Origin of the sequence: Bacillus sp. GB_SG_008, from assembly GCF_052038115.1 — a bacterium.
GTDB classification, from domain to species: domain Bacteria; phylum Bacillota; class Bacilli; order Bacillales; family Bacillaceae_G; genus Bacillus_A; species Bacillus_A rhizoplanae.
Map to the genome: position 1 here is coordinate 780069 of NZ_JBPZSK010000001.1, position 12089 is coordinate 792157.

Genomic DNA, 12089 nt, shown 5'->3' on the forward strand with positions numbered 1-12089 from the left:
ACTTTTTGTTGTTATCGTAGTTTACGCATTTTTCGTTTTGTTATAAATCCGTATCCGATTGTAAAAATCGTACCGATAATGCAAATAATAACACCGATTGGGCTGTTCTCAGCAATCATAATTCCGATACCAATCATAAAAATAACGCCAATGATAGCTGTGAATAAAAAGCGATATTGAATCTGTTCCATATATTTCACCCTCCAATTTCATTGTACTTTCACAAAAGTGAGAATACAACTATATTTTCATCCTTGATTTTATTTTGTTTGCCATTGTATCCCTTCGCTCTTATAATAGAGAAGGATTAAAAAGACACTAGGAGTTGGACATGTTGAAAAAACGAGAAGATTTACGAAATATAGCAATTATCGCCCACGTTGACCATGGTAAAACAACACTTGTTGACCAATTATTACGTCAAGCGGGGACGTTCCGTGCAAATGAGCACGTTGAAGAACGTGCAATGGATTCAAATGATTTAGAAAGAGAACGCGGTATTACTATTTTAGCGAAAAATACAGCGATTCATTATGAAGATAAAAAAATTAACATTTTAGATACACCTGGACACGCTGACTTCGGTGGTGAAGTAGAACGTATCATGAAAATGGTAGATGGTGTTTTACTTGTTGTTGATGCATATGAAGGTTGTATGCCACAAACACGATTTGTTTTAAAGAAAGCTCTTGAGCAAAATTTAACTCCAATCGTTGTAGTAAACAAAATTGACCGTGACTTTGCTCGTCCTGATGAAGTAGTTGATGAAGTAATCGATTTATTCATTGAACTTGGTGCAAGTGAAGATCAATTAGAGTTCCCTGTTGTATTTGCTTCAGCAATGAACGGAACAGCGAGCTTAGATTCAAATCCAGCAAACCAAGAAGAGAATATGAAATCATTATTTGATACAATTATTGATCATATTCCAGCACCAATCGATAACAGTGAAGAGCCACTTCAATTCCAAGTAGCACTTCTTGATTATAATGATTATGTAGGTCGTATCGGAGTTGGTCGTGTATTCCGCGGTACAATGAAAGTAGGACAACAAGTTGCATTAATGAAGGTTGATGGAAGTGTAAAACAATTCCGTGTAACAAAATTATTTGGTTACATGGGATTAAAACGTCAAGAAATTGAAGAAGCAAAAGCTGGAGACCTAGTAGCTGTTTCTGGTATGGAAGACATTAACGTTGGTGAAACGGTATGTCCAGTTGAACATCAAGAGGCATTGCCGTTATTACGTATTGATGAGCCGACACTACAAATGACATTCCTTGTAAATAACAGCCCATTTGCAGGTCGTGAAGGTAAATATATTACATCTCGTAAAATTGAAGAGCGTCTTCGTTCACAATTAGAAACAGATGTGAGTTTACGTGTAGATAATACAGAATCTCCTGATGCATGGATTGTATCTGGACGTGGAGAGTTACACTTATCTATCTTAATTGAAAACATGCGTCGTGAAGGTTATGAACTTCAAGTATCTAAGCCTGAAGTAATTATTAAAGAGGTTGATGGCGTAAGATGTGAGCCTGTAGAGCGCGTACAAATCGATGTGCCTGAAGAATACACTGGTTCTATTATGGAATCAATGGGTGCACGTAAAGGTGAAATGTTAGACATGGTGAATAACGGAAACGGTCAAGTTCGCCTTACTTTCATGGTTCCAGCACGTGGTTTAATTGGTTACACGACAGAATTCCTAACATTAACTCGTGGTTATGGTATTTTAAACCATACATTCGATTGCTACCAACCAGTACATGCTGGACAAGTTGGTGGACGTCGCCAAGGTGTTCTTGTTTCACTTGAAACAGGAAAAGCATCACAATACGGTATTATGCAAGTTGAAGATCGCGGTGTAATCTTTGTTGAACCAGGTACAGAAGTATATGCTGGTATGATTGTTGGAGAACATACACGTGAGAATGATTTAACAGTTAACGTTGTAAAAATGAAACAACAAACTAACATTCGTTCTGCGACGAAAGATCAAACTTCAACAATGAAAAAACCACGCTTAATGACTTTAGAAGAATCATTAGAGTACTTAAACGATGATGAGTTCTGTGAAGTAACTCCAGAATCAATTCGTCTTCGTAAAAAGATTCTTGATAAGAGTGAGCGCGAAAGAGCTGCTAAGAAAAAGAAATCTGTAGAAGCTTAAGTAATATAGAGCTGCCTTTTGATAGAAGGCAGCTTTTTTATTGTGATTATTTTTTGAAAATTCGCTTTTTGTTGTGGACAGTACTTTTTTTGCAGGGTACTCTTATAGTAGGTAAATTGGAAATGAAATAGAATGAGTTGTTATTCATCTGCGTGAGTAAGGGGGAAAGTGTAGTGCTTGAAAAAATGTCATTTTTTGCGAAGTTGTACAATGTAGATGTCAATCCAGAAGTGGGGATGTGGTTGCTTTACGGTACCATTATTATATTTAGCATTATTGTTTATAATTTAGGGTTTGCTAGAAAATTACCTTTATTAAAGAATGTAGTAATTTATACTGTATTAATACTTGGTTGTACTATTTTAACGTTTTTTGCTATCTTTCTACCAATAGGAGAGGGACTTGTTGTAGCGATTATTATACTTGGTATATATAAATTGCGTTTGCGTCAAGCGAAACATCAAAAAGCAAGCTAAAGGGGTAATGAAGATGCGTTCTGTGCAAGATGCATTATATAATTGGTTAACGATTAAAATTGTTGCAGAAGCTCGTCCGTATGATGAGGCTGCGCAAGAAACATATATGTTCTTTCATAATATGTTACATGAAGATCATCAGTTGAAACATATTATGGTAGAAAAAAAAGAAGATATGTATTTTGTTACATATGAAAAAGAAGGGGAAAAGAAATCAACTAGGTTTCCGCTTGAACTGATCGATTGTTTTCTAGATCAGATGAACCGTGAGCCAGAAAAATATAAATAAGCTCTTATCGTATTTGATAAGGGCTTATTTGTATGTTGCACATAGTATTGCATCATATAGGAGATGGACGTCGGTCTACTATAGAGTGATGTTTGTTTTATCTCGCTATTTCAGGATAGCAAGGGCCCGGTTGGTGATGGAAGTTTCACTTTATTGCTACCATTGTTCAAGAGGAACAGAGAAAGATGGTAAGGGGAAAATCTATTTTGGAAAACGAATGGCCCTAACGATAGGAATAAAGTCTATAATAAATACCAGTATTACATTATGTGCACAATTGTTTTTAACAAAATTTCCATGGTTATTCCACTTGTAAATTCAGCATATACTTCTTGTAATAGATTACCATTCATCTTCTACTGTTTTATCACGATACAATCTAAAATGCCCTGTTGCTTTTCGTTCTAAAGTACGTTCTGTAATTCGATCTGTACATTGTTTGCACATATATGTATGAATAGGACGGTTACGAAGCCGTTTCGCCACTGGATTTTCGTCATTTAAATCTTCTTTTTTATCGCAAAGAATACATTTAACTCTCATTTCTTCACCTCAGCACAAGTTCTATCGTACTTTAGTATATCATGGGTGCTAGATATTTTTGAACTATAGAAGAAAAAATAAATATTTTCGCAATTCGAAAAATAAGTTATTATATAAAGTGAAACAACTATCAGCGAGGAGCTTGAATTTTTGCTGATGGCTAGTTGAACCCTACGGGCAGAGTCTTACCTTCTTGGTTTCTTACATTCTTATAATGAGAGTCTTATTGCCTGTTAGAGCAGAATCAGTATGGATGATTATGGAGGTGGAAACATGGCAAACATAGTAGAACCAACATTAACAGCTATCTTAGTGCAAGCGTTGCGTGAAGAACGTATTGTCACAATTGCAACGACTGATTTTGAAAAAGATGTTCCAAATGTAAATGCAATTTCATGGGTATATGCAATGGATGAAAAATCTATCCGTTTTGCAGTGGATCAACGCTCGCGTATTGTAGAGAATTTACGCCATCGTGCAGGACTTGTTCTTACTGTTATGGCGAATGAATCTGTATATTCTATTAGTGGTGAAGCGATTATAAAATCAGAGCGGATGGAAGGTGTTCCGCTTAAATTAACTTTAATTGAAGTTTCTGTGCAAGAGGTGCGTGACGTAATGTTTTACGGTGCTAAGCTTGCTATTGAACCAAAATATGAAAAAACATACGATCTTCGTGCTGCGGCAAAGTTAGATAACCAAGTTTTATCGGCGATGAAGGATGTGTGAAAAAAAGGATGGGCAGCAAAGAAAGTTGTTCATCCTTTTTCTGTATCCCGTTACTTGCGGGTGATAACCCTCTTGCTTTAAGATTCTGAGAAAACCAAGAAGGTAGGTGAGGGAATTGCTGGCATACATCCGACTTGTTCAATTAACTATAAGTGGAGGATGAAAAAATCAACTTATGGAAGTTTCACTTTATATTTCAAGTGATTTCTATTCTATCTCGTTTATACCGTACATATAATTATAACAATGGTTCGTCCATAATATGGATGAAACCCTTGTTCTACAAATTTCATGGTGGAGTCAGGGGGTAACAGGTTGAATAAAATTTATGTGCTAGATACAAATGTACTTTTGCAGGATCCGTTATCTATTTTTTCTTTTGAAAATAATGATGTAGTCATTCCGGCTGTTGTGCTAGAAGAAGTAGATTCAAAGAAACGTTATATGGATGAAGTTGGAAGGAATGCACGCTACGTATCAAAACTAATAGATAAATTTCGTGAACTTGGAAAACTGCATGAAAGTATTCCTCTCGAGAATGGAGGGACGTTTCGGATTGAGCTAAATCATCGTTCATTTGTTCAATTACAAGATATTTTCGTAGAAAAAACAAATGATAATCGTATTTTAGCTGTTGCCAAAAATTTATCAGTAGAAGAGCAAGAAAAAGAAGATGGAAAATCTGTCATCCTTGTAAGTAAAGATGTACTTGTAAGAGTAAAAGCTGATGCTCTAGATTTACAAGCTGAAGATTATTTGAGTGACCGTGTTACGGAAGTAGAAAACATATATACGGGCTTTTTAGAGTATTACATACAAAAAGAGATTTTAAACCGTTTTTATGAAAAAGGAGAGCTGCCTCTTTCTGAAATTGCAAATCATCCGTTTTATCCAAATCAATTTATTGTGATGAAGGATGCTTTAGGGGGGTCAAGCTCAGCTCTCGGTATTGTTGATCATTCAGGAAAAAAAATAAAAAAGATTATTTTTCCGAATGAGCAAATTTGGGGGATTCGTCCTCGAAATGTACAGCAAATTATGGGGATGGAATTATTACTACGTGAAGATATTCCTCTTGTTACATTAACTGGAAAAGCAGGGACTGGGAAGACATTATTAGCATTAGCTGCAGGGCTTATGCAAACAGAAGATTTGGGAATGTATAAAAAGCTACTTGTAGCAAGACCGATTGTTCCAGTTGGAAAAGATATTGGGTATTTACCAGGAGAGAAAGCAGAGAAGTTAAGGCCTTGGATGCAACCTATTCATGATAATTTAGAATATTTATTCAATACAAAAAAACCTGGAGAATTAGATGCAATTTTAGCGGGAATGGGTTCTATTGAAGTGGAAGCTTTAACGTATATTCGTGGACGGAGTATCCCAGAGCAGTTTATTATTATAGATGAAGCGCAAAATTTAACAAAACATGAAGTGAAGACAATTTTAACGCGTGTTGGAGAGAGAAGTAAAATTGTTTTAATGGGAGATCCGCAACAAATTGACCATCCGTATTTAGATGAATATAATAATGGCTTAACATATGTTGTAGAAAAGTTTAAAGAACAAAAAATTAGTGGGCATGTGAAATTTGTGAAAGGTGAGCGCTCTAATTTAGCGCAACTAGCAGCGGATTTATTGTAGGAGAGAGTGGTGAAAAGCCACTCTTATTTGTTTATCCCGCTATTCTCGGAAGAGGTCCTGAGAATAGCGGGATAACGGCCCGTAAAAGTCCAATTGGTGAGGAGGGCCCTACTGATGGAAGTTTCACTTTACACGATGGTAAACTTTCGAATATATCGAATTGGATCATTGATATTAGAGCTATCTCCGAAATAAAGATGAACAGGACCATCTTCTTTTAGTGGCTTTCCGTTTTTAGAAAAGCCGAGAATAGCATCCTTTGCTTTTTGTAATGAAATAGTTGTGATGCCGGTTTCTGTATGAATTTCTACATGAGTTGCATCGCTGGAAATTTCGGAATTTTGTAAAAAGGGAGCGAGCGGTATACCAAATGTCCCTGTAATGATTTTCTCTTTTTCAAATTTTGCAATGCTTTTATTGACAGGCGGGAAAATAGCTCCTTCTCTAATTTCACGATCCCAATGTTTAGATGCTTGTTTCGTATAGTGTTCTAATTCATTTGTTGTTTCTTTTGGATTTGTAAAGTATGTTGTTAAGTCAACTTTTCGATCATCAAAAATCCAGACACTTGGATCAATTGTAATTGGAAAGCGTACATTTCCGTTAATAAATAAAATTTCACTCATTATTGTTCCCCCATTTGTCTTATACTCCCACTTTTCAGTATAATAGGACTAGGGACAATTGTCACAGGAAATGTTTCTATTGCAATTTATGAAAACTATCGCTAATATTAATAGATAGGATAGGAGAGTAGGACGGAAACGGAGGGAACCAATTTGACGTCTGAGACAGTAACAAATCATCAGGAAAAGGCACTTGCCCTTCTACAAGCTGATGCAGAGAAAATTCTAAGACTTATTAAGGTGCAAATGGATAACCTTACGATGCCGCAATGTCCATTATACGAAGAGGTGCTCGACACACAAATGTTTGGCTTATCCCGTGAAGTTGATTTTGCGGTTCGTCTTGGTCTCATTGCGGAAGAGCAAGGTAGGGAAATATTAGGAGAATTAGAACGAGAGCTATCGGCACTGCATGAAGCTTCTACAAACAAACAATAATAGCTGGTTCAAATAAGGAGCTCAAACTGAATCAGTTTGAGCTTTTTTGTGCAAAAAAATGATTTTCCTGAAAAGCAGGAAGAACACAAATACATATGGAATACAACTGTTAAAAAAGAAAAGAGAAAGAGGATTTTGAATGAAAAGAGTCTGGAAGTCCATAGATTATTCTTTAGTGCTTCCTCTTGTTATCGTATGCGTGCTCGGAGTCATTATGGTGTATAGTGCCAGTTCTATCGTTGCGATTACAAAGTATTATCCGAAATATGGATGGACGAGCGATCACTTTTTTCGATCGCAGTTAAAAGCAATGTTAGTTGGGACAATCGGGTTGCTTGTTATCATGTTTATTCCTTTTCAAGTATGGAGGAAGCGCATGGTTACCGTTTTAATTGTTGTTGGTAGCATCGGTATGCTGCTAATAGTATTAAAATGGGGAACGGTTGTAAACAATGCAAAATCATGGGTATTTGGGATGCAGCCTTCAGAGTTTATCAAAGTAGGAATTATCATTGTATTAGCGCGTTTCTATGCAAAAAAGCAAACGACAGATGGACCAATTTGGCACGGTGCTGGTCGAGTAGTTGCTTTTTTAGCAATTACAATTTATTTAATTTTGAAACAGCCTGACTTAGGAACAACATTATTAATTCTTTCAACGATTGGAATCATGACGTTCTGTTCGGGCATACCGTTTCAACTTTGGATGAAACGAATTGCCCTTACATCTATTATATGGATTCCCTTGGGATATTTCATAGGGAAAAATGTTTTAACAGATGTTCAAATCGCACGTTTCACCACATTTTGGAATCCATTTGCGGATCCGCAGGGAAAAGGATTTCAATTAATTAATTCGTTTGTTGCAATCGCTTCTGGCGGTATAAGTGGTAGAGGGTTAGGAAATAGTATCCAAAAGTATGGGTATTTACCAGAGCCACATACAGACTTTATTATGGCAATTGTATCTGAGGAATTAGGTTTCGTTGGAGTAGCGATTATTTTAATATGTTTACTAGTCATAGTCGTCCGTGCTTTTCGAGTTGCACAAAAATGTCAAGATCCTTTTGGGAGTCTACTTGCAATCGGAATAGGTAGTATGATTGGTGTGCAAGCAATTGTAAACTTAGGCGGAGTTACTGGATTTTTGCCGCTTACTGGTGTGCCTTTACCATTTGTTAGCTATGGTGGTACTTCTTTAGTAGCAAACTTACTAGCTATGGGGATTTTATTAAATGTAGCTAGCTCTGTAAAACAGAGAGAAAAAAGAGAACAACAAGGGCGGGAGCAACAGCAACAGCCTAAACAAGAGAGACACCTCGTTGTTGTAAAATAAAGAAGCTTTGTACAAGTGTACAAAGCTTCTTTTTGTGCATAATTTTAGAAAAAAGGACCTATTTTTCTGTTTTTGATTAAAAAGTATATCACATTTAATTAAATGTGTTTTACAAAAAGCTTGGTTGCGTATTGAAATTTATGCTATACTAATTTTGTGAGACAAATTGGACAGAAAGCTTATCATTTGTCTAAAAATAAGGTATGATGAATAAAAATAAAGTGCAACTTTCGGATAGTGAATACCACTGCTAGAAGTAAGGTACTTATTCCTGCTAAAGCAGGGCAAATTTATGTTGTTATGAATGATAGAAAAATAGAGGGGGAAAATCATGAAAAAGCTGCAACGTATTCAAAAAGTATTAGTAGCTAACCGCGGTGAAATTGCGATTCGTGTGTTTCGAGCTTGTACAGAATTAGGACTACGCACAGTTGCGATTTACTCGAAAGAAGATAGCGGTTCATATCATCGATATAAAGCAGATGAAGCGTATTTGGTAGGAGAGGGTAAAAAGCCAATCGATGCATATCTTGATATTGAAGGTATTATTGAAATCGCAAAACGCAATCATGTTGATGCAATTCACCCAGGATATGGTTTTTTGTCAGAAAATATTGAATTTGCAAAACGTTGTGAAGAAGAAGGTATTATCTTTATTGGTCCAAAGAGTAAACATTTAGATATGTTTGGGGATAAAGTGAAGGCAAGAACACAAGCACAATTAGCCAATATTCCTGTCATTCCTGGTAGTGATGGTCCGATAAGTATAATTGAAGAAATAGAGAGTTTTGCTAAAACGTATGATTACCCGATTATTATTAAAGCAGCTCTTGGTGGTGGCGGTCGTGGAATGCGTGTCGTACGCAGCGAAGATGAATTAAAAGAAGCATATAACCGTGCGAAATCCGAGGCGAAAGCAGCGTTTGGTAATGATGAAGTATATGTTGAAAAGTTTGTTGAAAATCCAAAGCATATTGAAGTGCAAATATTGGCCGATGAACAAGGTAATGTCGTTCATTTATATGAGAGAGATTGCTCGGTGCAGCGCCGTCATCAAAAAGTTGTAGAAGTAGCACCAAGTGTGTCTCTTTCAGAAGAACTTCGCAATCGTATTTGTGAAGCTGCAGTTCAATTAACGAAAAATGTCAATTATGTGAACGCAGGGACAGTTGAGTTTCTTGTAAAAGAAAACAATTTCTATTTTATTGAAGTAAATCCACGTGTCCAAGTTGAACATACGATTACAGAAATGATTACAGGCATTGATATCGTTCAATCACAAATTTTGATTGCTGATGGCTATGCTTTACATAGCGAAAGAGTAAGTATTCCAAAACAAGAAGATATAATTACACACGGATTTGCGATTCAATCTCGTGTGACAACAGAAGATCCGCTTAATAACTTCATGCCAGATACAGGGAAAATTATGGCATATCGTTCTGGTGGTGGTTTTGGTGTACGTTTAGATACAGGAAACAGCTTCCAAGGTGCAGTTATTACACCGTATTATGACTCATTACTTGTAAAAGTAACAACTTGGGCGTTAACGTTTGAACAAGCAGCAGCTAAAATGGAACGTAATTTAAAGGAATTCCGTATTCGTGGTATTAAAACAAATATTCCGTTTCTAGAAAACGTTGTAAAACATAAGAACTTTTTAACAGGAGAATATGATACATCGTTTATCGATTCTTCACCGGAATTATTTGTATTTCCGAAACGAAAAGACCGCGGTACAAAAATGCTATCATACATTGGCACAGTAACAGTCAACGGATTTCCTGGAGTAGGAAAACAAGAAAAACCGATTTTTGCAGAAGCGCGCGTTCCAAATGTGAAATATACTGAACCGATTCCAACTGGTACGAAGCAAATTTTAGATGAGCGCGGAGCTGATGGATTAGTAAAATGGGTTCAAGAACAAAAACAAGTTTTATTAACGGATACTACATTCCGTGATGCGCATCAGTCATTATTAGCAACACGTATCCGTACACAAGAGTTAGAAAAAATTGCTGAACCAACAGCAAGAATGCTACCGAATTTATTTTCGGCAGAAATGTGGGGCGGAGCAACATTTGATGTCGCGTATCGTTTCTTAAAAGAAGATCCATGGGAACGTTTATTACAATTACGTGAGAGCATGCCAAATGTATTATTCCAAATGCTTCTTCGTGCATCAAATGCAGTAGGATATAAAAACTATCCAGATAACTTAATTCAAAAGTTTGTAGAGTGTTCTGCGCAAGCTGGTATTGATGTATTCCGTATTTTTGATAGTCTAAACTGGGTAGAAGGTATGCGCGTTGCGATTGATGCTGTACGTCAAAACGGTAAAATTGCAGAGGCAACAATGTGTTACACAGGTGATATCCATGATCCAATGCGCAGTAAATATGATTTGAATTACTATAAAAACTTAGCAAAAGAGTTAGAGGCATCAGGTGCTCATATTTTAGGTATTAAAGATATGGCAGGATTATTAAAACCAAATGCAGCATATGATTTAGTTTCCGCATTAAAAGAGACGGTATCGATTCCAGTTCATCTTCATACGCATGATACGAGCGGAAACGGTGTATTAACATATGCGAAAGCAATTGAAGCTGGAGTTGACATTGTAGACGTTGCGGTAAGCTCTATGGCAGGATTAACATCTCAGCCGAGCGCTAATACGTTGTACTATGCATTAGAAGGAAATGAAAGACAACCGAATGTAGATGTGAAATCTTTAGAGAAGCTCTCTCATTATTGGGAAGATGTTCGTAAATATTATTCTTCATTTGAAAGTGGAATGAATGCACCGCATACAGAAGTGTACATGCATGAAATGCCAGGTGGTCAATATAGTAATCTACAGCAACAAGCAAAAGCTGTCGGTTTAGGAGATCGTTTTGATGAAGTGAAAGTGATGTATCGCCGTGTCAACGATATGTTTGGTGATATTGTTAAAGTAACTCCATCGTCAAAAGTAGTGGGTGATATGGCTCTATTTATGGTACAAAATCATTTAACAGAGAAAGATATTTATGAGTGTGGTCACGCATTAGACTTCCCAGGATCAGTTGTAGAAATGTTCTCTGGTGATCTTGGACAACCGTACGGTGGTTTCCCGAAAGAGTTACAAGAAATTATTTTAAAAGGAAAAGAACCTTTAACAGTAAGACCAGGTGAACTGTTAGAACCAATTGATTTTGAAGGGGTAAAAGAAGAGTTATTCCATAAGCTTGGTCGTGAAGTAACGATGTTTGATATTGTAGCGTATGCGTTATATCCGAAAGTATTTATGGACTATCAAAAAGTTGCAGAGCAATATGGAAATATCTCTGTTCTTGATACACCAACATTCTTCTATGGTATGAGGCTTGGTGAGGAGCTTGGTGTGGAAATTGAACGTGGTAAAACATTAATTGTGAAATTAGTTTCGATTGGAGAACCACAATTAGATGGTACACGTGTTGTCTATTTTGAATTTAACGGACAACCTCGTGAAATTGTTGTAAAAGATGAAAGTATCAAAGCAACAGTTTCACAACGAGTGAAGGGGAATCGCGAAAACCCAAATCATATTAATGCAACAATGCCGGGAACTGTAATTAAAGTAGTAGTCAATGAAGGAGATACAGTAAAAAAAGGTGATTCCATGGCAATTACAGAAGCGATGAAAATGGAAACAACTGTACAAGCTCCATTTACTGGTACGGTGAAAAAAGTGTATGTGAAAGATGGAGAGGCAATTCAAACAGGTGATTTGTTGATTGAATTGGAACAATAAAATAAAGTGAAACTTCCGTCAGTGGGGGGTCTTCATCCTCCACTGATGGTTAGT

General features: G+C 36.5%; 11 protein-coding genes. 8 read left to right on the forward strand and 3 right to left on the reverse strand.

What is annotated here, in order from left to right:
- Window positions 1–11: 11 nt before the first annotated feature.
- Window positions 12–191 carry a DUF5325 family protein gene (locus tag ACTDJC_RS04035; protein ID WP_098305653.1) on the reverse strand — a complete coding sequence of 60 codons (180 nt, stop codon included), beginning with the start codon at window positions 189–191 and terminating at the stop codon, window positions 12–14.
- Between the two features lie 140 nt (window positions 192–331).
- Here ACTDJC_RS04035 and typA point away from each other — a divergent pair, with 140 nt between their 5' ends.
- The 3 genes from typA (at window position 332) to ACTDJC_RS04050 (ending at window position 2941) form a co-directional block, all read left to right on the forward strand.
- Window positions 332–2176 (forward strand): translational GTPase TypA, encoded by a 1845-nt coding sequence (gene typA / locus ACTDJC_RS04040; protein ID WP_098305651.1) that lies wholly within the window; start codon window positions 332–334, stop codon window positions 2174–2176.
- 173 nt (window positions 2177–2349) lie between these two features.
- Complete coding sequence (locus ACTDJC_RS04045; protein ID WP_098305649.1) at window positions 2350–2652, forward strand: YlaH-like family protein; 303 nt, start codon at window positions 2350–2352, stop codon at window positions 2650–2652.
- Between the two features lie 13 nt (window positions 2653–2665).
- Entirely contained in the window at window positions 2666–2941 is a 276-nt protein-coding gene (locus ACTDJC_RS04050; RefSeq protein WP_253630264.1) for a hypothetical protein, read from the forward strand.
- Between the two features lie 342 nt (window positions 2942–3283).
- Here the strand turns inward: ACTDJC_RS04050 and ACTDJC_RS04055 are convergent, their stop codons facing one another.
- On the reverse strand, window positions 3284–3484 hold the full coding sequence (locus tag ACTDJC_RS04055) for a YlaI family protein (RefSeq protein ID WP_141524951.1): 201 nt from the start codon (window positions 3482–3484) through the stop codon (window positions 3284–3286).
- Between the two features lie 273 nt (window positions 3485–3757).
- On the opposite strand from ACTDJC_RS04055, the gene ACTDJC_RS04060 reads away from it, so the two are divergent.
- Together ACTDJC_RS04060 and ACTDJC_RS04065 are read left to right on the forward strand one after the other, a co-directional pair.
- The gene (locus ACTDJC_RS04060) at window positions 3758–4213 is read left to right on the forward strand and encodes a pyridoxamine 5'-phosphate oxidase family protein (protein ID WP_098305645.1); all 456 of its coding nucleotides are present in this window, start codon (window positions 3758–3760) and stop codon (window positions 4211–4213) included.
- A gap of 315 nt (window positions 4214–4528) precedes the next feature.
- Complete coding sequence (locus ACTDJC_RS04065) at window positions 4529–5857, forward strand: PhoH family protein (RefSeq protein WP_098305643.1); 1329 nt, start codon at window positions 4529–4531, stop codon at window positions 5855–5857.
- A 128-nt stretch (window positions 5858–5985) separates the two neighbouring features.
- On the opposite strand, the gene ACTDJC_RS04070 is transcribed toward ACTDJC_RS04065, so the two are convergent.
- Window positions 5986–6483 (reverse strand): hypothetical protein, encoded by a 498-nt coding sequence (locus tag ACTDJC_RS04070; protein ID WP_098305641.1) that lies wholly within the window; start codon window positions 6481–6483, stop codon window positions 5986–5988.
- A gap of 153 nt (window positions 6484–6636) precedes the next feature.
- Between ACTDJC_RS04070 and ACTDJC_RS04075 the strand changes: the two genes are divergently transcribed.
- The 3 genes from ACTDJC_RS04075 (at window position 6637) to pyc (ending at window position 12035) form a co-directional block, all read left to right on the forward strand.
- Window positions 6637–6921: a YlaN family protein gene (locus tag ACTDJC_RS04075; protein WP_098305639.1), complete on the forward strand. Its 285-nt coding sequence runs from the start codon at window positions 6637–6639 to the stop codon at window positions 6919–6921.
- Window positions 6922–7060: 139 nt separating this feature from the next.
- Window positions 7061–8257, forward strand: coding sequence for an FtsW/RodA/SpoVE family cell cycle protein (locus ACTDJC_RS04080; RefSeq protein ID WP_253630263.1), 1197 nt, complete (start codon window positions 7061–7063; stop codon window positions 8255–8257).
- A gap of 331 nt (window positions 8258–8588) precedes the next feature.
- Entirely contained in the window at window positions 8589–12035 is a 3447-nt protein-coding gene (pyc, locus tag ACTDJC_RS04085) for a pyruvate carboxylase (protein WP_440602706.1), read from the forward strand.
- Window positions 12036–12089: the final 54 nt, after the last annotated feature.